This window comes from Roseivivax sp. THAF30 (assembly GCF_009363575.1).
Lineage (GTDB): Bacteria > Pseudomonadota > Alphaproteobacteria > Rhodobacterales > Rhodobacteraceae > Roseivivax > Roseivivax halotolerans.
In genome coordinates, this window is record NZ_CP045389.1 from 1,949,137 (window position 1) to 1,968,525 (window position 19,389).

The following is a 19,389-nucleotide window of genomic DNA, read 5'->3' on the forward strand; positions in this document are numbered from 1 at the left end:
CGACGTTTCCGGAACGCATCGGTGCCGCATGTGCCGTTCAACGCCAAACCGGACGGCACCCCTAGCCGGCGGGTGCTGCGCCTGCCAGACTGAGGTTCAAGGGTCGCGAAGACCCAAGGGGAGGACGACATGACGAATTCCGATAGCCGGCTGATGAACCGGACAATGGCTTTCGTGCTGGCAGGCGGACGCGGCTCACGCCTGAAAGAGCTGACGGATCGCCGCGTGAAACCGGCTGTCTATTTCGGAGGCAAGACGCGGATCGTAGATTTCGCGCTGTCGAACGCGCTGAATTCGGGCATCCGCAAGATGGCCATCGCCACGCAATATAAAGCGCATTCGCTGATCCGGCATTGTCAGCGCGGATGGTCGTTCTTTCGGGCCGAGCGCAACGAGTTCCTCGATATCCTGCCTGCCTCGCAGCGCATGGACGAGGCGATGTGGTATCGCGGCACGGCCGACGCGGTCACGCAGAATATCGACATCGTGGACAGTTACGACGTGGACTACGTCGTGATCCTCGCCGGCGACCACATCTACAAGATGGACTACGAAAAGATGGTCCGTCACCACGTCGAGGCGGGCGCGGATGTCACCATCGGCTGCTTGACCGTCCCGAGAGAGGAGGCGTCAGCCTTTGGCGTCATGGCGATCGACGAGAACGACGTCATCACCTCCTTCCTCGAAAAGCCCAAGGATCCGCCGGGCACGCCCGATAATCCCGATGTCACGCTGGCCTCGATGGGCATCTATGTATTCCGCTGGGATTTCCTGCGCGATCTTTTGACCCGCGATGCCGAAGACAGCAATTCGAGCCACGATTTCGGCAACGATCTGATCCCGGACATCGTCAAGAACGGCAAGGCGCAGGCGCACCGCTTCGAGAAGAGCTGCGTGCGCGCCGGCCCCGACAAGCCCGCCTATTGGCGCGATGTCGGCACGGTGGATGCGTTCTGGAAAGCGAACCTTGACCTGACCAACTTCTCGCCCGACCTCGATCTTTGGGATACCGACTGGCCGATCTGGACCTATTCGGAAAGCGTGCCGCCCGCGAAGTTCATCCATGACGAGGAAAAGCGCCGCGGCAGCGCGGTCTCGAGCCTCGTCTCGGGCGGGTGCATCATTTCCGGTACGGAGATCCGGGAATCGCTCCTTTTCACGCAGGTGCACACGAACTCCTTCTCGAGTCTCGATCGCGCGGTCGTGCTGCCCTATGCCTATATCGCTCGCCACGCCCGGCTGAGCCGGGTGGTGATCGATCGGGGCGTGCACATTCCCGAAGGCCTCGTCGTCGGCGAAGATCCCGAAGAGGATGCCAAGTGGTTCCGCGTCAGCGAAGGCGGCGTCACGCTCATCACCCAGGCGATGCTCGACCGGAGGGCGGCCGAGGCATGATCCGGGTTCTCTCCACCGCCTCGGAATGCGTGCCGCTCGTCAAGACGGGCGGGCTCGCGGATGTGGCCGGTGCCCTGCCTGCCGCGCTCGCACCCGAAGGCGTGGAGATGCGGACCCTCATTCCTGCCTACAGGCCGGTGAAAGCGGCGTTGACGGGCGGCAAGGTCCACGACCTCGGCGAGGTGATGGGCGGATCGGCGCATCTGCTCGAGGCCCGGCTCGGGGAGGCTGTGCTCTACGCACTCGATGCGCCGCACCTCTTCGACCGCGAGGGCGGACCTTATCTCGACGCGTCGGGCCGGGATTTTGACGACAATCCCGAACGCTTCGCCGCGCTTTCGCAGGTTGCGGCGCGGCTCGCCGCCGAGGGCATCGAGGGCTGGCACCCCGATATCCTGCATGTCCACGACTGGCAGACTGCCCTAGCGCCGCTTTACCTCGCCGAGCGGAAGCCGACGCGACACCCTGGGACGGTCCTGACGATCCACAACATCGCTTTCCAAGGCATGATCCCGGCTGACCGCCGCACGCGCCTCGATTTGCCCGAAGCCGGGTTCACCTCGGACGGCTACGAGTTCTGGGGTCAGATCAGCGCGCTCAAGGCCGGACTGGTCTGGGCCGACCGGATCACCACGGTCAGCCCGACCTATGCCGAAGAGCTTTTGACACCCCAGTTCGGGATGGGCATGGAGGGCGTTCTGACCGCGCGGCGCAGCGATCTTTCGGGCATTCTCAACGGGATCGACCGCGCGGCCTGGACCCCGCCATACAAATCTCCGCGCGGCAAAGCCAAGCATCGCGCGGCGCTCCGGCGCGAGTTTGAGCTGCCGGAGGCGGATGGGCCTTTGTGCATCGTGATCTCGCGGCTCAGCCACCAGAAAGGGTTGGACGTGTTGCTCGATGCCCTGCCCGCGCTCATCGATCACGGCGGGCAGCTCGCGCTTCTGGGCTCCGGCGATCCGGCGCTTGAAGCTGCGTTTCGCCAAGCGGCGCAGCACCGGAACGTCGCCGTGCGGATTGGCTATGACGAGGCGCTGTCGCACCGCATGATGGTCGGAGCGGACGCGATCCTCGTGCCCTCGCGGTTCGAACCTTGCGGTCTCACCCAGCTTTACGGGCTGTCCCACGGCACCCTGCCGGTAGTCGCACGGACGGGCGGGCTCAATGATACGGTGATCGACGCGAACCCGATGGCGCTGCAATCGGGCGTCGCGACCGGGCTGCAATTCCACCCGGTGACGGCTTCGGCCCTGGCGGGAACCTTCGCGCGGCTTCATGCGCTCTGGTCAGAGCCCGCGCAATGGCAGAAGATGATGAAGAACGCGATGGCGCAGGATGTGGGCTGGGATGTCTCGGCCCGCGCCTATGCCGCGCTCTACCAGGACCTGACACCCGAAACATGACCGACACGTTCCCGCCCGCTCCGGGCCGCGCCGCGCCCCTCGGGGCGACCTTTGACGGCGACGGCACCAATTTCGCCGTCTTTTCCCAGAACGCTACCGCGCTCTATGTCTGCCTCTTCTCCGAGGACGGAAGAACCGAGACGGCCCGCATTCGTCTGGCCGAGCGCGATGGCGATGTCTGGCATGGATACCTGCCGGGCATCCGGCCGGGCCAGCTTTACGGGCTGCGCGCGGACGGGTCATACGCTCCGGAAGAAGGCCACCGCTTCAACGTCCACAAGCTCCTTGTTGACCCTTACGCCAAACGCCTGACCGGCCATCCCGAGTGGGATGACGCGGTGTATGGTTTCGAGGTCGGGCACGCGGATGAAGATCTTTCAATCGACACCCGCGACAGCGCGCCCTTCATGCCGAAATGCGTCGTGACCGATCCGAGTTTCGCCTGGGGCGAGGATGCATCTCCCGAGATCCCGTTCGAAGAGACGATCATCTACGAGGCGCACCTGAAAGGCTTGACGCAGACCCTTGAGGGCGCCGAGCTGAAGGGCGGCTTCCTCGCCCTCGCCTCGGATGCGATGATCGGTCACCTCACGGATTTGGGCGTCACCGCGGTCGAGCTGTTGCCGGTACATGCGTTCATCAACGACCGTTTCCTCGTCGACAAGGGCCTTACCAATTACTGGGGCTACCAGAGTATCGGGTTTTTCGCCCCGGATCCGCGTTACCTTGGCGAGACCGGGATCGCGGAGGCGCAACACGCGGTCGCGCGACTTCACGCGGCGGGAATCGAGGTCTTCCTCGATGTCGTCTACAACCATTCGGGCGAAGGCGATCACACCGGCCCGACCCTCGCGTTCCGGGGCCTCGACAATGCCGCCTATTACCGGCTCGCCGAGGATCGACGCTACTACATCAACGATACCGGCACCGGGAATACGCTGAACATCGAGCATCCGATGGTCATGAGGATGGTGATGGACAGCCTGCGCTACTGGGTCGAGACCTTCCATGTCGATGGCTTCCGCTTCGATCTCTGCGCGACTCTCGGGCGGACGGAGACCGGATTCGACCCTCATGCCGCCTTTTTCGATGCGGTGCGCCAGGATCCGGTTCTCTCGACCGTCAAACTGATCGCGGAGCCTTGGGATATCGGCCCGGGCGGCTACCAGCTCGGCGCGTTTCCCCCGCCCTTCGCCGAATGGAACGACAGGTACCGCGATGGCGTGCGGCGGTTCTGGCGCGGGGATGCGGGCATGGCGGCGGATATCGCGGGCCGTATACTCGGCTCGGCAGACGAGTTCGATCATTCGGGCCGGCCCGCAACCGCAAGCGTCAACCTGTTGACCGCCCATGACGGCTACACGCTCGCCGATGTTACCTCTTACGTGAAGCGCCACAACCATGCCAATGGCGAGAACAATCGCGATGGTCACGGGGAGAATTACTCGGACAATTTCGGCACGGAGGGTCCGTCGGACGATCCCGAAATCAATGCCGCCCGCGCGCTCCGCCGCCGCAACATGCTGGCGACGCTCTTTCTGAGCCAAGGCACGCCGATGCTGCTGGCGGGCGACGAGTTCGGAAATTCGCAAGACGGCAACAACAACGCGTACGCGCAGGACAACGAGATCGGCTGGCTGAACTGGGCCACGGCGGATGCTGACCTGCACGCCTTCGCGAAAAAGCTGATCGCCTTTCGCAAGGCGCACCCGATCTTGCGTCAGAAGCGGTTTTTGCACTCGCGCGAACGCCTGACCGACGGTCTGCCGGACCTTTTCTGGTGGCGCGAGGATGGCGAAGAAATGAGCCCCGAGGATTGGGAGGCGCCCGAGCGCAAGACATTGTCGGCGGAATTGCGTATGGCCTCGGGCACGCCGCCCTACGCCCAGCGGGAGGAAGCTCTCTATCTTTGCCTTCACGCCGGAGAAGAGACCGAGATCACCCTGCCGGGCCCGCCAGAGGGCTGGCGCTGGGTCCGCCATATCGACACGCGCGCGCCTTTGGCCGAACCTGCGCCACAGGAGGGCGCCTGTCGTTTGAGCGGGCCGGGAGTATTGGTATTCGTCCTCGAATCGCTCTGACGACCGGCCTTTTCGGTCCAGCCCCTTGCCATTCCGTGCCACCGCGACATGCTTTGGGGCAGCGGACGCCATAACAATAAAGGAGGCCGAGATGGATATCCTGACGGTCGATACGCGACCCATCGACGGACAGAAGCCCGGCACGTCGGGCCTTCGCAAGAAGACCCCCGTCTTCATGGAGCGCCATTATCTCGAGAATTTCATCCAATCGATCTGGGACGGGATCGGCGGCGTCGACGGCAAGACGCTCGTTCTCGGCGGAGATGGCCGCTACTTCAACGATCGCGCCGCGCAGGTCGTGTTGCGGATGGCGGCCGCGTCGGGCGCTGCGAAGGTCATCGTCGGGCGCGACGCGCTTCTGTCGACCCCGGCGGCCTCCAATCTCATCCGTCAGCGGCAGGCCGATGGCGGGATCATCCTGTCGGCCAGCCACAATCCCGGAGGCCCCGAAGAGGATTTCGGCGTCAAGTTCAACACTGCCAACGGCGGCCCCGCCCCGGAAAGCGTGACTTCCAAAATTTTCGAGGCGACAAAGTCTTGCGTTCGCTACTTCATCCTCGAAAGCCAGGATATCGACCTCTCCGCGCCGGGTGAAACGCGCCTGCACGAGACCGTGGTCGAGGTGGTCGATCCGGTCGAAGAATACCGCGCGATGATGGAACGGATCTTCGATTTCGGTGCGATCCGCGCGCTTTTCGAGAGCGGCTTCACCATGCGCTTCGACGCAATGCATGCTGTGACGGGCCCCTATGCAAAGGCGATCTTCGAAGATGCGCTCGGGGCGGCAGCCGGCAGCGTCGTCAACGCAGAGCCGAAACCCGATTTCGGTGGCGGCCATCCCGATCCGAATCCGATCTGGGCCAAGGCCCTCATGGACGAGATGCACGGACCCGATGCACCGGATTTCGGTGCGGCCTCCGATGGTGACGGTGACCGCAACATGATCGTCGGGCGGAATTGCTACGTCACACCTTCGGACAGCGTCGCAGTTCTGGCAGCCAATGCCACGCTCATCCCGGCCTACAAGAACGGACTGAAGGGCGTTGCCCGCTCCATGCCGACCTCCCGCGCGCTCGACCGGGTGGCGCTCCGCACCGATCTCACCTGCTATGAGACGCCGACCGGCTGGAAATATTTCGGCAATCTCCTCGACGATGGTCGCGTCACGATCTGCGGCGAGGAAAGCGCCGGCACGGGCTCGGACCATGTGCGCGAAAAGGACGGGCTCTGGGCCGTGCTCTTCTGGCTCAACATCCTGGCCCCAACGCGCAAATCGGTGGCCGAGACGATGCGCGATCACTGGTATGAATACGGGCGCAACTACTATTCCCGACACGACTATGAAGGCGTGGATAGCGCCGCCGCCGAAGGGCTGATGAACGATCTGCGTGCCAAGCTGCCGGAGCTTCGGAACAGCGATGCGGGTGGCCTGATGATCGAGAAGGCCGACGAGTTTTCGTATCACGACCCCGTCGATGGAAGCACTGCCGAGGGTCAGGGCATTCGTTTGACGCTTGCCGAGCAGGGCCGCATCGTCTTCCGCCTGTCGGGCACCGGCACCTCGGGCGCGACCTTGCGCGTCTATCTCGAGCGGGCGGAGACCGATCCCGAACGGCTTGATCTCGCCCCCGAAGAGGCACTCGCCCCGGTCATCGCCGCCGCCGAGGCGGTTGCCGGGATCAAGGACCGCACGGGTCGCGACGCCCCGGACGTGACCACCTGACAGACAAAAGGAGCCGCGCATGGCGCTTGCAGACGAGATCACATTCGACGAAGCCCTGTCAGAGGAGATGGCCGCTGCCGCGGATCAGGCCTTGATGACGGCGGAGACGCGCTTTGCCGGAGAACAGATCGTCGCCCGCAGTCTCGGCGCGCATGTGGACGAGGCTCGCATCGCGCGGTTCGGCTTCTGGGTTCCCGAACTGCAGGATGCGCGCGTGCCCTCGGGCGACATCTTCCTCGAAGTGCTGCGCCCCACCGAGCCGCTCGATCTCACCCGCTCGCATCAGGACGTCACCTTCGAGCGCATCTATATCCCAGTGATCCGCACCGAGGTGCATTGCTTCGTTGCGGTCCGGGGCATGCGCGCCGGCACCCGAGACGCGATCGGCGATTTCTACGCGCTCTGCTGGCGCGACGCGGAGGATGGCTGGCACCGCATCCTCGACCCGCTCGCCATGTCCTTGCCCTTTGGCGCGATGGCACCGGCGGAGCTTTACGACGTCGATGCGATGCTCGGCGCGCGGGGCGATGCCGAATATTGGCAGGCGCTCGCCGGTGAGACGCCGCACAAATTCGGCCCGGTGACGAACATCCTGCAGATCCATGTGCCCACCGCGACAGGCGGCGGCACGCTTGCCTCGCTCACGCGCCAGTTCGAACGCCTGGCCGCACGGATCGAAGCGGACCTGCCGCTCGAGCCCTCCGATATGCTCTTTGCAGGCTATGAGGGCGTGCAGCTCCTGCCCGTGGAGCCGACCACCGTCTACGAGACCGGCCCGGATTTCTGGGAGGAGAGCGACGGCGATGACACGAGCGTCACAGTCTCGCTCCTCCGGCCCAACACGACCAACTGGGGATACGACAACGTCATCGCGGGGATGGCGACGGTGAACCCGGTGCTGCTCGAGACGGGACGCCCCGATGAGCTTGTCGATCTCGCCGCTGTTTTGCACAATTTCCCGGGCGGGCCGAAGCGGCTCGTCTTCGACGTGGTCTACGGCCATTCGGACAATCAGGGCCTGCGCGTCCTCAGCGGACATTTTTTCGCCGGGCCGAACATGTACGGCCAGAACCTCGACTACCAGAACCCCGCCGTGCGAGCGATCCTGCTGGAGATGCAGCGGCGCAAGGTCAATTTCGGCGCCGATGGCGTCCGCGTCGATGGCGCGCAGGACTTCAAATACTGGGATGCGACCGCGCAGGTGCTGCGCCATGACGACGAGTACCTGCAAAGCATGGCCGACATCGTGCAGGACGTTGCGGGCACGTCCTACCGTCCGTGGTTCATCTTCGAGGATGGCCGGCCCTGGCCGGAAGAGGACTGGGAGCTGTCCTCGACCTACCGCTCGGTGATCGAGAGCCAGCGCGACGACGACGTCTTCCAGTGGGGCCCCCTGACCTTCGCCCACAATACCCCGTTCCTCTACACGTTCTGGCTCGGGAAATACTGGCGGATCCGGGAGTGCCTGAACGTCGGTTCGAACTGGATCTCGGGCTGCTCGAACCACGACACGCTTCGCCGGGGCACGCAGGTGAGCCCGAAGCTCAACGTGAACACCCGCCTCGGCAACACGCGCATGGAGATCCTCGACAAAGCCTATGACAACCCCGCGGCGCATACACTGACCTATGTCGCACTGCCGGGCGTGCCGATGGATTTCCTCAATGCGATGGCGCGGGCCTCTTGGGGCTTTGTACGCAACCAGGACGACAAATACGGCGTCAAGGTGGTGGCCGAAGAGGCGATCTCGCTTCGCTGGCAGGTCGATGAATATTCCTACTCGATCCCCGGCAACTTCACCCGTCTGAAAGCGCTTGGCTATGAGACGCGCGAAGACCTGTCGCGCTTCCTGACCTTCCTGCCCGCGCTGGTCGAGGTGACCGATTACGACCTTGAGGACATCGCCCGGCTTCTCAACACGACCGAGCCCAAGCTCGCCGGGCCGCAGTATACCGTGGACAGCCTCAAGGAGATCGCGCGCGCCTGGATGGATGACATGCACGAATACTGCAACATCACCCATTCGCTCGGCGGCCTCGATCCGGTGCAATGCAATTTCACGCATGATCTGCGTCGGTTCCGCGCCGCCCGGCCGTGGCTCAGTGACAATTACGGACGGAAGGATCACTTCTCCTATCTGGAGCCGCTCGACGGGAGGACGATTTTCACCTCGCTCCGGCATGGCCCCGATGGTGAGCAGGTCTATTCGGTGATCCACATGGAAGGGAAGGAGACCGGCGATCTCGATCCGCTGCGCCTTGGCGTGCCCGGCACAGAAGGGTTCGGCTGGGAGCTTGCCCTTGCCTCTCCGGGGATCGGCAAGGATTACATCTCGGGCCCGCTGATCTTGAAGGATTCGATGGCGCTCGTCTTCACGCGTAAAGACTGAGCGCGCTCTTCCCATGATCTGGCCGGAAATACTCCGGAGAGCGCGAGAGGCAGCGCCTCTCGCCCGCCCCTCGGGGCGGCCTCAGAGCGCCACCCGGTGGGCCTCCTGGCCTTTGAAGCCGGTCGGCACCGCGAAGGTGACACCCGCGAGCTGGTCGTCCTCCGGCGCGTTCTTCGCAGCCGAGGTGACATAGAGCGTCGCGAAATCGGGTCCGCCGAACGCGGGGCACGAAACTTGTCCCGCCGCGAGGCCGATCGCCGTCATGAATTGCCCGTCGGGATTGTAGCAGGCGACGCGGCCTGCCCCCCATTGCGCGTTCCAGAGATTACCTTGCCGGTCCACGACGGACCCGTCGGGGTTGAGGCTCTCCTGGCTCAGGTCGACGAAGACATCCGGCTCGTCCGCCGGCCAGCCGTCTTCGTCGAGTGTTACACGCATAATCTTCCGTGTCGGGGTGTCCGCGAAATAGGCGTAGGCCCCGCCCGGCGCGAAGGAGATCGAGTTCGGGATCGACAGATCTTCGTAGAGCGCGCGCAATTCGCCCTTGTAGAAACGATAGATCGCGCCGCCCGCGCCGTCCTCGTTCTTGCGCATGGTCGAACACCAGAACCCGCCCCAAGGATCGGCGCGCCCGTCATTGGACCGGAACGCATCGCGATCCGACTCAAGCGCAATGACATCCTCTTCTTCCTCGCGCGCCGTATCGAAAACGAAGAGCCTCGTCTCAGAGGCGATGAGCAGTCGCCCCCGGTCGATCCAGCCCGCCGCCGAGACCATCTCGTCGAACCTCCAGTCGCGCTGACGACTCCCGTCATGGCGAAAGAGTCGCTTGCCGAGGATGTCGAACCAGTAAAGCGCGCCCTCCTCCGGGTGCCAGAGCGCCCCCTCGCCCAATTGGCAGACGGTATCGCTGAAGATCATGATGCGCTCCTCTCCTAGCCTCGGAGCGCAGCTTGGGGGAAAGCGCGGGGCGATGCCACCCCTGGTGCGCGTCAGGTCATGATTGGCAGGTCGAGCGCGGCCCGATCAGGCGCCTCAGGTGAGCGCCGTCTCGATACGTGCCACGTCACCATCGGCAGCCGCTTCTATATGGCCCGCCATGAAGCCAAGGCCGATCAGCGCGGCAAGGAGCGTTGCCTTGCAGAGTGTGAAATCACGCCGCGGAAAGGCGAGAGATTTGCGAGTAGCCTTGATCGACATGGCGCATCTCCTTTCAGGTATCGCGCGAAACTAAACCGAACAGTTCAAAGGATGCCGCGCAATCCTGTTTCACGCAAGTCACGTTGTCTCGTCTGGCTGCAACATCGGCGCACATCTGCCGTGCGATCGCGCTTGATCCTATCCGGGACGCGGTGCTAGATGGCGTTCGCGTTGCGGGTGTAGCTCAATGGTAGAGCAGCAGCTTCCCAAGCTGACGACGAGGGTTCGATTCCCTTCACCCGCTCCAAGCCTCCCCTTCAGATCCGACGTCGCAATGCCGCAACGCGCTCGCGCACCTCTTGGCTTGCGGGACCATAGCGTGGCACGTCCCGCATGGTCGACAGCAGCGCCTCGCTCGGCTTGCCCGTGCGCGACCATGACAGCCCTTCAAGCACCGCGCGCGCCTCGGCAGGCAGGTGATCGGGGATCTCGCGGCCCGACAGCGTTGCCCAGATTCCCGTCCAGAGCCGCGCGACCGTCCAGGGATTGTAGCCGCCGCCGCCCGAGACGATGAGGCGCGGGCTGAGCGGACGCAGCGCGGCGGCAGCACGGAAATGCGCGTTGTTCGACATCGCAAGGCGCGAGAGAGGATCTTCGAGCACCGCATCCGCGCCGCATTGCAGGAAGATCGCCTCGGGCCGGAAGGCGTCCGCGAGAGGCAGGATCAGCTCTTCGAGCGCGTGCTCGAAATCGCCGTCATGCGCCCCGCGCGGCAGCGGCAGGTTGAGCGCCGCCCCCTGCCCGTCCTCTTCGAGTTTGCCGGTAAACGGCCAGCGGTTCTCTTCGTGGAGCGAGATCATACGAACCATCTCCGAGCCCGCGAACGCCGCCTCCACGCCATCGCCGTGATGCGCGTCGATATCGACGTAAAGAATGCGTGTCAGACCCATCGCGAGGAGCCGCCGGATCGTCAGGACCGGCTCGTTGAGATAGCAAAAGCCCGCAGCGCGGCCCGGAAATCCGTGATGCGTGCCGCCGCCCGGATTATGCACGACACCGCCCTGCGCCACGAGTTCGGCAGCCAGGAGCCCGCCGCCCGCGGCCGTTGCCGGGCGGCGATACATCTCATGAAAGACCGGGTTCGACAGGGTGCCGAGACCGTAAGTTTGCCGCTCCTCTGGCGGCACCGACTGCCGCGCCTCCGCACGCATCAGCGCATCGACGTAGTCGGGCGTGTGAAACGCCGTCAGCGCGGCGGGCTTGGCGCGCGGGCTCGTGCGGTACTGGCTCTCCGGCAACCAGCCGAGGGCGCGTCCGAGATCGATCACTGCCGGTACCCGCTCGATCGACAAAGGATGCAGCCGCCCGTAGCGCGAGCCACGATAGATGTTCGATCCTATGAAATACGTCTTCCCCATGCCGCCCTGCAGTTAAGCCGGCTTTGCAAAGCGCCAAGGGCGGGATGGATTGCAGGCCTCGCAAATTGCGCCTAAGCCCCGCTCATGCCCGCCTTCCCGGACACTCGCACCCTGCTTCTGACCGCCGCGCTCATCGCGTTCGGTGCGCTTGGTGGCGCGATGGCGGCCTGGGCGCATCTGCCGATGCCCTGGATGCTGGGCGCGCTCGGGGCCTCGGCACTGGCGGTCATCGCCTTCCAGGACGGACCGCTTCAGGGCTACCACTTTCCCAATCCTCTCAGGATCACCTTCATCGCGCTCATCGGCGTGATGATCGGCACGCAGGCCAGCCCCGAGCTTCTGCGCGATCTTGCCGCGCTGCCGGTGGCCCTCGCCGGTATCCTCGTTTTCATTCTCGTCGCGCATGGCGGCAACACGCTGATATTCCACAAGCTCGGCGGCTATGACCGGGCGACGGCGTTTTTCTCGGGCACGCCAGGCGGGCTGCTCGAATCCATCGCGCTTGGCGAGGAGGCAGGCGCCGATGTCCGCATCCTCACGCTTCAGCAATTCCTGCGGATCATCTTCGTGGTGACCCTGGTGCCGACCGCCCTGTCGATCTGGATTGGCGCGCCGGTCGGCAGCGCGGCAGGTGTCGCGCCCAATGGCGGCATTCCGCCTGAGACGAAGGATTTCGTGCTGATGGCAATTGCGGCGGCGGCAGGACTCGCAATGGCGCGCGTCATTCACATGCCTGCGGGCCATATCATCGGGCCCTTGCTCATCACCGCCGGTTTCAGTCTGGCCGGGGTTATCGAGTTGCACCTGCCGTTCTGGCCCATCGCCGTGGCGCAGGTCGTCGTGGGCACGAGCCTTGGACTGAGGTTTCTCGGGATCACCGCATCGCATATCCGGCGCGGCGTCGTGTTGTCGGCCCTGTCCGTGGCCTTCATGTTGATCATCGGCGCGCTCTTGTCGCTTGCCTTGGCGCGGCTGACAGGCATGGAATTGATGCAGCTTCTTCTCAGCTTCGCGCCGGGCGGCGTGACGGAGATGTCGCTGATCGCGCTGTCGCTCGCGGTAAACCCCGCGCTCGTCAGCCTCTTTCACGTTTTGCGAATTCTCATGACGGTCGGAACGCTCGCGCTGACTGCCCGCTGGTTCGGGCTTGCGGGTCCGCGCGGCTAGCCGCCAGCCTTTTCCTCAAGCACGAGCCATTCCTCCTCCGCCGCTGACAGCTTGTCCTGCCGTTCGGACAGCGCTTCGGTGGCCTTGCGGAACTTGACGGGCTCTCGCTCGTAAAGGCCGGGATCGGTCAGGAGCTGGTTAAGCTTGCCGATCTCCGCTTCGAGCCGTTCAATGACGCCCGGCAATTCCTCGAGCCGGTGCTTCTCGGAGAAACTCAGTCCTGACTTGCCGGGTTTCGGCTTCGGCTCTGCCTTCTTCGCAGGCTGCGCTTTCGGGGCCTCCGGCGCGGCTGTGGTCTCGCCGCGCTGGCTGCGGTAATCCGACCAGCCGCCCGCATAGACCGTGGCGCGCCCGTCCCCTTCCATCGCGACGGTGGTCGTCGCGACGCGATCAAGAAAATCGCGGTCGTGGCTGACCAGAAGGACCGTGCCGTCGTAATCGCCCAAGAGATCCTGCAAGAGGTCCAGCGTCTCGATGTCGAGATCGTTCGTCGGCTCGTCGAGCACCAGCAGGTTCGATTCCCGCGCCATGATCTTGGCGAGGAGCAGCCGGGCCTTTTCGCCGCCCGACAGAGAGCGCACGGGCGCGCGCACGCGCCGCTCATCGAAAAGGAACTCCTTGAGGTAGCCGACGACGTGTTTCGGCTCGCCGCGCACGAGGATCTGATCGGCTTTGCCGGAGACGCGCATTTCGGGATCGCCGGTAAGGTTCTCCCAAAGGCTCATCTCCCCATCGAGCCGCGACCGCGACTGATCGAAGATCGCCGGCACGAGGTTGGTGCCGAGTTTCACCTCGCCGGCATCTGGCGTCTCTTCCCCGGTCAGCATCTTTATGAGGGTCGTCTTCCCGACGCCGTTGGGGCCGACGAAGGCTACCCGGTCGCCGCGCTGGATGCGGATCGAGAAGTCCTTGAGGATCGTCTTGTCTTCGAAGGACTTGGCGATACCCTCGGCCTCGATCACCTTCTTGCCGGAGCTCGGCCCCGAGGCGAGATCCATCGCCGCCGTGCCCTGCCGCCGGATCATCGCCGCACGTTCGGCGCGCAGATCCTGCAGCGCGCGGACCCTGCCCTGATTGCGCTTGCGCCGGGCGGAGATTCCTTCGACGGCCCAACGGGCTTCGGCCTTGATCTTGCGGTCCATCTTGTGGCGCTGCTGGTCTTCTTCTTCCCAAACCTTGTCGCGCCAGGCCTCGAAATGCTCGAAGCCCTGCTCGGCCCGCCGCACCGCGCCCCGGTCGATCCAGAGCGTCGCGCGCGTCAGCTCGGACAGGAAACGTCGGTCGTGCGAGATGAGAACGAAGGCCTTGCGCGTCGATTTCAGCTCGCGTTCGAGCCAGCCGATCGCCTCGATATCGAGGTGGTTCGTGGGCTCGTCGAGCAGCAGCAGCTCGGGATCCTCGGCCATGAGCTTGGCGAGCGCGGCGCGGCGGCGCTCGCCGCCCGACGCCGTCTCTACCGGGCGCGCGGGGTCGAATTTCAGCCCTTCCGACGCGGCCTCGACGCGGTACATCTCGGAGGCGTCCAGTTCGGAGACCGCAAAATCGCCAAGCGTCGCGAAGCCGGTCAGATCAGGTTCCTGCTCCATGTAGCCGACGGAGATGCCGGGCGGGACGACGCGCGTGCCGTCGTCGGCCTCCACGAGACCGGCCATCACTTTCATCAGCGTCGATTTGCCGGACCCGTTCCGCCCCACGAGCGCAACGCGGTCGCCCGGCTGCACGACGAGACCGAGATCCGAGAAGACGGGCTCACCTCCGAAGGTGAGCGAGATGCCCGAGAGCTGAAGAAGCGGTGCCTGTGCCATGATGGGCGCGATATGGCAGCCGCGGCGCGGCCCCGCAAGGGCGAAGACGTCAGCCTGCCGCGGCCCTCAGCGCCCGCTTGCGCGCAGGCGGGATGCGCCCGATCTCGACGCCGGTGAAGACGTGCAGCGTGTTCATCTCCTCGTCGATCACCGCATGGTCGCTGACCCATCCGCCCATCGCCAGATACGTTTTCAGCAGGGGCGGCATCCGGCGCATCGCCTCGCGCATGTCGGGCACGCGGGCCAGCTTGCGGGCGAAGGGAAAGATTTTCGGGGCCTTGATCCGCGGAAGCCATCGAGGCGGTGCGAGATGCCGTGCCTTGAGCGCCGCGAATGCGTCGAGGTAGGCGGTCTCGTCGGTGCCGGCGAATGAAGCACAGCCGAACAGAAGCTCGATTCCCGCCTCGTCCACATAAGCCGTCAGCGCCCCCCACGCGACGCGCTGGATGTCCGGGTCGCGCGCCTCGGGCGCGATGCAGAACCGGCCCATCTCGACGAGCGGGCCATTGAAATCTGCCAGCGCCGACAATTCGTAGAATTGCGCCGAATAGGACCGGTCGATCTGATCGCCGCGAGCCAGCGGCAGAAGCCGGAAGCAGGCGACAAGTGCGCCGGTCTCTCGGGTCTCGATCAGGATGTGCAGGCACCGCGCGTCATAGGCATCGGCGTCGATGCCTTCGGTCCCGCCCTTGAACGCGCGATGGCGCATGCGCTGCGCCGCCTCGACATCCGCCGGGGTGACCGCCTGACGCGCACGGTAGCGGCCCTTCTCGAGGTGTATTCCAGCCGTAGAGATGGGCCGATCGTCCGCTCCGACCTTGCCTTCGACGAGATCGGGCGAGCGGGACATGGCCTTATTCTCCGATAAGCCCTGCCGGGTTGAGCGAGCCGATATTGCCGAAGAGCTTGCGGATGAAGCCGATATCCCCGCCGGCCGTATCGGTGACGCGCCGCGAGATCGGCACGACGCGGCCGGCTTCGAGGCCGTAGCGTTCGATGTTGGAGACGACGCCATCCTGCGTGAAGGAGATCGCGACGACCTCGCGCTCGACGACTTCGGGCTTTTGCCAGGCGAAGTGGCGCATGGTCGAGCCGACCCAGTAATAGGCACTGTCCGACAGAACGCCTGATGCAGTCGGCACGCCCACCGTCTCTTCGACCGTCGCGCGCGTGTCGATCCCGGGCACGATAGCCTGAAGATCCTCTTCTGGCGGAACATAGCCATGATTGCGGAAATCGGCGGTGCAGGCCGCAAGCCACGTTGCCGCTCCTGCGCACAAAAGGAAGGCGGTGCGCCGTGCCCGCGATTGGCTACCCGTCATTGCGTCCCTCTTGCCTTGGCCCCTTTGCGCCTTCTATCCCGCTTACATAAGGTCGCTCCGGCAATCAAGCCGGTGCAACCCAACACGAATCCGATCAGGAGCTTGCACGCCATGCCAGATCCCGAAGCCGCGCCGGGCCCATTCCGGGTCGCAGCGCTCGCCACCCGCGCGCCGACCTCCTTCGCACTCTCTCCGGGTGCCGAGGAACGGGCCGGCATTGCCGAGACGCTTGGCTTTCTCGCCCTACGGAAGCTCGTCTTCACCGGAGAGATCAAGCCGCTCGGGAAGCATGGCTGGCGGCTCGAGGGTCAGCTTGGCGCGACGGTGCAGCAATCCTGTGTCGTCACGCTCGCTCCCGTTACGACCCGGATCGACACGCATGTGGAGCGGACCTTTCGGCCCGAGACGATGATGGACACGCCCGATCCCGGTACGGAAGTCGAGATGCCCGAGGACGAGACCGTCGAGCCGCTCGGAGAGGTGATCGACCCCGCCAGCGTGATGATCGAGGCACTCTCGCTCGCCGCACCGGATTATCCGCGCATCGAGGATGCCCCCGAGGCGAGCGCCGAGGCGCGGCCCGATGGCGCTGAGCCGATCCGCGAGGAAGATACCAAACCCTTTGCCGGTCTGGCCGATCTCAAGCGGAAACTCTCCGAAGGCGACGCGGATTAGGCCCAGATTTCCCTTGCGTTCGCAGTGTTCCTGACTATGTTCGCGCCTTCTTGCGAATTCCGGGTTGCCAGCGGGCGGTGATAGGGACTATCAGCCCGCCAGAATTCCCGACACCACGCCGGGCACAGATCTGCCCGCATACAATATTGAGGTTGAGACATGGCCGTCCAACAGAACAAGGTTTCCAAGTCGCGCCGCAACAAACGCCGCGCTCACGATTCCCTGAACCCGGCAAATCCGAACGAATGCGACAATTGCGGTGAGCTCAAGCGCCCGCATCACGTCTGCCCCGCCTGCGGCCACTACGCAGAGCGTGAAGTCGTCTCCGTCGCTGACGAGATCGATCTGGACGAAGACGCAGCCTGAGCGCATCTGAACCGGCGAAAGGCCCCACTCCATGACCTCCCAGCAGGATCAGCGGATGACGGGCACTTCCGGGGTGGTGCTTTCCATCGACGCGATGGGCGGAGATCAGGGACCGGCGGCAGTTGTCGCCGGTATCGCTGCGTCTGCCGAGAAGAACCCCGAGGTCCGCTTTATCCTGCATGGCGATTCCGCTGTGCTCGACAAGCTTGTCGCGAAATCGAAGCCCCTCGCCGGGCGCTGCGAGATCCGCCATGCGGATGGGGTCGTCTCGATGGACGACAAACCGAGCCAGGTCATGCGGCACGGCAAGGGCACGTCGATGTGGTCAGCGCTGGAATCGGTGCGTGACGGCGAAGCGACGGTTGCGGTGTCCTGCGGCAACACAGGCGCGCTGATGGCGCTGTCGATGGTGCGGCTGCGCAAACTTCCCGGCGTCAGCCGTCCGGCCATCGCGATCCTCTGGCCCTCACGCTCGCCGCAAGGCTTCAACGTCATGCTGGACGTGGGCGCGGATATCCGCGCGGACGCCAAGGATCTTCTGCAATATGCGCTGATGGGCGTGTCCTACGCGCGCAACGGGCTCGCGCTCGAGCGGCCGCGCGTCGGGCTTCTGAATGTCGGCACCGAAGAGCACAAGGGCCGGTCGGAGCTTCACGACGCGCATCAGCTCATCGGCCAGACCGCCGAAGATGCCGAGTTCGATTTCGTGGGTTTCGTCGAAGGCGGCGACATTCCGGGCAATGCCGCGGACGTGATCGTGACGGACGGCTTCACCGGCAACGTCGCGCTCAAGACCGGCGAAGGCACGGCGAGCCTCATTCGCGATCTGCTGCGCGAGGCCTTCGCCTATTCCCCCCTGTCGCGCATCGCCTCGCTTCTGGCCTTTACATCGCTCAAGCGCCTGTCCAAGCGGATCGACCCGCGCCGCGTCAATGGCGGCGTATTCCTCGGCCTCAACGGCACGGTGGTCAAATCTCACGGCGCGGCTGACGCGACCGGCATCTCGGCGGCGGTGAAACTGGCATTCCGACTGGCCGAATCGGGCTTCACGGATCGTTTGAAAGCGCGGGTTGCATCCGCGGCGGAGCTCGCAGAGGATGCCGTGCAATCTGCCGATGAGGACGGGACCCATACATGACGCTGCGCGCCGTGGTGGCCGGATGCGGCCACTATCTCCCTGAACGTGTTGTTGAAAATTCCGAGTTCGAGAAAACTCTCGAGACGTCTGACGAATGGATCCGCTCGCGCTCCGGCATCGAGCGGCGGCACTTCGCAGCCGCGGGCGAGACGACCTCGATGATGTCCGAACACGCAGCGCGCGCGGCGCTGAGCGATGCGGGCCTCGTACCGGAAGATCTCGATGCGTTGATCGTCGCGACCTCGACGCCAGACCTCACCTTCCCCTCTTCCGCCACTATGGTGCAATCGGCGCTTGGCATGACGCGGGGCTTCGCCTTCGATGTCCAGGCCGTCTGTGCGGGCTTCATCTATGCGCTCGCCAATGCCAATGCGCTTATCCTTTCGGGCCAGGCCGAGCGGGTGATGGTGATCGGCGCAGAGACGTTCTCGAAGATCCTCGACTGGTCCGATCGCTCTACTTGCGTTCTCTTTGGCGATGGCGCGGGAGCTGTGATCCTCGAGGCCAAGACAGGAACGGGCAACGTCCAGGATCGCGGCATCCTCGCGACCGATCTCAATTCGGACGGCCGCTTCAAGGATATCCTGTACGTCGATGGCGGCGTCTCGACCAACACGACCGGCCATTTGCGGATGGAGGGCAAGGAAGTCTTCCGCCACGCTGTCGAGAAGCTCGCCCAGACCGCGACGACCTCGCTCGCCAAGGTCGGGCTGACGGGTTCGGATGTCGATTGGGTCGTGCCGCACCAGGCCAATATCCGCATCATCACCGGCACGGCGAAAAAGCTCGGACTGCCGATGGAAAACGTCATCGTCACCGTGCAGGATCACGGCAATACCTCTGCCGCCTCGATCCCGCTGGCGCTTTCGGTTGGCAAGGCGCGTGGGCAGCTCAAAGCCGGCGATCTGATCGTCACCGAAGCCATCGGCGGCGGCCTCGCGTGGGGCTCCGTTGTTCTGCGCTGGTAGCCGCTTGAAATCCCGCGCCCAACCCCTTGATATTGACTCGGAAATTGAGGCGCGCCTAAACTCCGCGAAAATGTTAACCTGGGGAATGCGCATGGGCGAGAAAACTCTGACCCGCATGGATCTGAGCGAAGCGGTGTTTCGCGAGGTGGGCCTGTCGCGCAACGAAAGCGCCGATCTGGTCGAAGCGGTGCTGCAATACATGTCCGATTCCCTCGTCGCCGGCGAGCAGGTGAAGATCTCGTCCTTCGGAACCTTCTCCGTGCGGGACAAGGCGGCCCGGGTCGGCCGGAACCCCAAGACCGGCGAGGAAGTGCCGATCCAGCCCCGCCGGGTTCTTACCTTCCGCCCCTCGCACCTGATGAAAGAGCGGGTCGCCGCGGGCAACAAGGGCTGACGCGA

At 64.6% G+C, this 19,389-nt stretch carries 17 protein-coding genes and 1 tRNA gene; 12 read left to right on the plus strand and 6 right to left on the minus strand.

What is annotated here, in order from left to right; all coding sequences use genetic code 11:
• The first annotated feature begins 165 nt into the window (after positions 1 to 165).
• The 5 genes from glgC (at position 166) to gghA (ending at position 8,991) form a co-directional block, all read left to right on the plus strand.
• Positions 166 to 1,395: a glucose-1-phosphate adenylyltransferase gene (gene glgC / locus FIU91_RS09485; protein ID WP_254702108.1), complete on the plus strand. Its 1,230-nt coding sequence runs from the start codon at positions 166 to 168 to the stop codon at positions 1,393 to 1,395.
• Positions 1,392 to 2,798 carry a glycogen synthase GlgA gene (glgA, locus tag FIU91_RS09490; RefSeq protein WP_152462268.1) on the plus strand — a complete coding sequence of 469 codons (1,407 nt, stop codon included), beginning with the start codon at positions 1,392 to 1,394 and terminating at the stop codon, positions 2,796 to 2,798. Before glgC ends, glgA begins: the two co-directional genes overlap by 4 nt.
• The gene (gene glgX / locus FIU91_RS09495; protein ID WP_152462269.1) at positions 2,795 to 4,879 is read left to right on the plus strand and encodes a glycogen debranching protein GlgX; all 2,085 of its coding nucleotides are present in this window, start codon (positions 2,795 to 2,797) and stop codon (positions 4,877 to 4,879) included. Before glgA ends, glgX begins: the two co-directional genes overlap by 4 nt.
• Before the next feature lie 91 nt (positions 4,880 to 4,970).
• On the plus strand, positions 4,971 to 6,602 hold the full coding sequence (locus FIU91_RS09500; RefSeq protein ID WP_152462270.1) for an alpha-D-glucose phosphate-specific phosphoglucomutase: 1,632 nt from the start codon (positions 4,971 to 4,973) through the stop codon (positions 6,600 to 6,602).
• A gap of 19 nt (positions 6,603 to 6,621) precedes the next feature.
• Positions 6,622 to 8,991: a glucosylglycerol hydrolase gene (gene gghA, locus FIU91_RS09505; RefSeq protein ID WP_152462271.1), complete on the plus strand. Its 2,370-nt coding sequence runs from the start codon at positions 6,622 to 6,624 to the stop codon at positions 8,989 to 8,991.
• A gap of 81 nt (positions 8,992 to 9,072) precedes the next feature.
• On the opposite strand, the gene FIU91_RS09510 is transcribed toward gghA, so the two are convergent.
• Positions 9,073 to 9,912, minus strand: coding sequence for an SMP-30/gluconolactonase/LRE family protein (locus FIU91_RS09510; RefSeq protein ID WP_152462272.1), 840 nt, complete (start codon positions 9,910 to 9,912; stop codon positions 9,073 to 9,075).
• A gap of 114 nt (positions 9,913 to 10,026) precedes the next feature.
• Positions 10,027 to 10,191, minus strand: coding sequence for a hypothetical protein (locus FIU91_RS19410; protein WP_172974979.1), 165 nt, complete (start codon positions 10,189 to 10,191; stop codon positions 10,027 to 10,029).
• Positions 10,192 to 10,364: 173 nt separating this feature from the next.
• On the opposite strand from FIU91_RS19410, the gene FIU91_RS09515 reads away from it, so the two are divergent.
• Positions 10,365 to 10,438, plus strand: a tRNA-Gly gene (locus FIU91_RS09515).
• Positions 10,439 to 10,448: 10 nt separating this feature from the next.
• Here the strand turns inward: FIU91_RS09515 and FIU91_RS09520 are convergent.
• On the minus strand, positions 10,449 to 11,549 hold the full coding sequence (locus tag FIU91_RS09520) for an acetoin utilization protein AcuC (protein ID WP_152462273.1): 1,101 nt from the start codon (positions 11,547 to 11,549) through the stop codon (positions 10,449 to 10,451).
• A gap of 84 nt (positions 11,550 to 11,633) precedes the next feature.
• On the opposite strand from FIU91_RS09520, the gene FIU91_RS09525 reads away from it, so the two are divergent.
• A complete protein-coding gene (locus FIU91_RS09525; protein WP_152462274.1) occupies positions 11,634 to 12,716 on the plus strand; it encodes an AbrB family transcriptional regulator in 1,083 nt (360 codons plus the stop codon).
• Here FIU91_RS09525 and FIU91_RS09530 read toward each other — a convergent pair.
• Genes FIU91_RS09530 through FIU91_RS09540 form a run of 3 tightly spaced genes read right to left on the minus strand, consistent with a single transcriptional unit; the run spans position 12,713 to position 15,843 of the window.
• Positions 12,713 to 14,521 carry an ABC-F family ATP-binding cassette domain-containing protein gene (locus FIU91_RS09530; RefSeq protein ID WP_152462275.1) on the minus strand — a complete coding sequence of 603 codons (1,809 nt, stop codon included), beginning with the start codon at positions 14,519 to 14,521 and terminating at the stop codon, positions 12,713 to 12,715. The two genes, FIU91_RS09525 and FIU91_RS09530, sit on opposite strands and share 4 nt — an antisense overlap.
• A gap of 49 nt (positions 14,522 to 14,570) precedes the next feature.
• Entirely contained in the window at positions 14,571 to 15,371 is an 801-nt protein-coding gene (locus tag FIU91_RS09535; RefSeq protein ID WP_152462276.1) for a GNAT family N-acetyltransferase, read from the minus strand.
• Positions 15,372 to 15,375: 4 nt separating this feature from the next.
• Positions 15,376 to 15,843: an outer membrane protein assembly factor BamE gene (locus FIU91_RS09540; RefSeq protein ID WP_093013036.1), complete on the minus strand. Its 468-nt coding sequence runs from the start codon at positions 15,841 to 15,843 to the stop codon at positions 15,376 to 15,378.
• Positions 15,844 to 15,954: 111 nt separating this feature from the next.
• On the opposite strand from FIU91_RS09540, the gene FIU91_RS09545 reads away from it, so the two are divergent.
• The 5 genes from FIU91_RS09545 to ihfA all read left to right on the plus strand — a co-directional run bounded on the left by FIU91_RS09545 (position 15,955) and on the right by ihfA (position 19,384).
• Entirely contained in the window at positions 15,955 to 16,518 is a 564-nt protein-coding gene (locus tag FIU91_RS09545) for a DUF177 domain-containing protein (RefSeq protein WP_152462277.1), read from the plus strand.
• 159 nt (positions 16,519 to 16,677) lie between these two features.
• Positions 16,678 to 16,884 carry a 50S ribosomal protein L32 gene (gene rpmF / locus FIU91_RS09550; RefSeq protein ID WP_093013042.1) on the plus strand — a complete coding sequence of 69 codons (207 nt, stop codon included), beginning with the start codon at positions 16,678 to 16,680 and terminating at the stop codon, positions 16,882 to 16,884.
• A 31-nt stretch (positions 16,885 to 16,915) separates the two neighbouring features.
• On the plus strand, positions 16,916 to 18,022 hold the full coding sequence (plsX, locus tag FIU91_RS09555) for a phosphate acyltransferase PlsX (RefSeq protein ID WP_152462278.1): 1,107 nt from the start codon (positions 16,916 to 16,918) through the stop codon (positions 18,020 to 18,022).
• Positions 18,019 to 18,990: a beta-ketoacyl-ACP synthase III gene (locus tag FIU91_RS09560; RefSeq protein ID WP_152462279.1), complete on the plus strand. Its 972-nt coding sequence runs from the start codon at positions 18,019 to 18,021 to the stop codon at positions 18,988 to 18,990. Before plsX ends, FIU91_RS09560 begins: the two co-directional genes overlap by 4 nt.
• 91 nt (positions 18,991 to 19,081) lie before the next feature.
• A complete protein-coding gene (gene ihfA / locus FIU91_RS09565; RefSeq protein WP_093013051.1) occupies positions 19,082 to 19,384 on the plus strand; it encodes an integration host factor subunit alpha in 303 nt (100 codons plus the stop codon).
• Positions 19,385 to 19,389 lie beyond the last annotated feature (5 nt).

What these genes read in the sequence shown, in the direction of transcription:
- FIU91_RS09560 (WP_152462279.1), top strand. Translation starts at nt 18,019, where the DNA reads ATGACGCTGCGCGCCGTGGTGGCCGGATGCGGCCACTATCTCCCTGAA.
- ihfA (WP_093013051.1), top strand. Translation starts at nt 19,082, where the DNA reads ATGGGCGAGAAAACTCTGACCCGCATGGATCTGAGCGAAGCGGTGTTT.
- FIU91_RS19410 (WP_172974979.1), bottom strand. Translation starts at nt 10,191, where the DNA reads ATGTCGATCAAGGCTACTCGCAAATCTCTCGCCTTTCCGCGGCGTGAT.
- FIU91_RS09530 (WP_152462275.1), bottom strand. Translation starts at nt 14,521, where the DNA reads ATGGCACAGGCACCGCTTCTTCAGCTCTCGGGCATCTCGCTCACCTTC.
- FIU91_RS09545 (WP_152462277.1), top strand. Translation starts at nt 15,955, where the DNA reads ATGCCAGATCCCGAAGCCGCGCCGGGCCCATTCCGGGTCGCAGCGCTC.
- glgA (WP_152462268.1), top strand. Translation starts at nt 1,392, where the DNA reads ATGATCCGGGTTCTCTCCACCGCCTCGGAATGCGTGCCGCTCGTCAAG.
- FIU91_RS09525 (WP_152462274.1), top strand. Translation starts at nt 11,634, where the DNA reads ATGCCCGCCTTCCCGGACACTCGCACCCTGCTTCTGACCGCCGCGCTC.
- FIU91_RS09500 (WP_152462270.1), top strand. Translation starts at nt 4,971, where the DNA reads ATGGATATCCTGACGGTCGATACGCGACCCATCGACGGACAGAAGCCC.
- rpmF (WP_093013042.1), top strand. Translation starts at nt 16,678, where the DNA reads ATGGCCGTCCAACAGAACAAGGTTTCCAAGTCGCGCCGCAACAAACGC.
- FIU91_RS09520 (WP_152462273.1), bottom strand. Translation starts at nt 11,549, where the DNA reads ATGGGGAAGACGTATTTCATAGGATCGAACATCTATCGTGGCTCGCGC.
- glgX (WP_152462269.1), top strand. Translation starts at nt 2,795, where the DNA reads ATGACCGACACGTTCCCGCCCGCTCCGGGCCGCGCCGCGCCCCTCGGG.
- FIU91_RS09510 (WP_152462272.1), bottom strand. Translation starts at nt 9,912, where the DNA reads ATGATCTTCAGCGATACCGTCTGCCAATTGGGCGAGGGGGCGCTCTGG.
- glgC (WP_254702108.1), top strand. Translation starts at nt 166, where the DNA reads ATGGCTTTCGTGCTGGCAGGCGGACGCGGCTCACGCCTGAAAGAGCTG.
- gghA (WP_152462271.1), top strand. Translation starts at nt 6,622, where the DNA reads ATGGCGCTTGCAGACGAGATCACATTCGACGAAGCCCTGTCAGAGGAG.
- FIU91_RS09540 (WP_093013036.1), bottom strand. Translation starts at nt 15,843, where the DNA reads ATGACGGGTAGCCAATCGCGGGCACGGCGCACCGCCTTCCTTTTGTGC.
- FIU91_RS09535 (WP_152462276.1), bottom strand. Translation starts at nt 15,371, where the DNA reads ATGTCCCGCTCGCCCGATCTCGTCGAAGGCAAGGTCGGAGCGGACGAT.
- plsX (WP_152462278.1), top strand. Translation starts at nt 16,916, where the DNA reads ATGACCTCCCAGCAGGATCAGCGGATGACGGGCACTTCCGGGGTGGTG.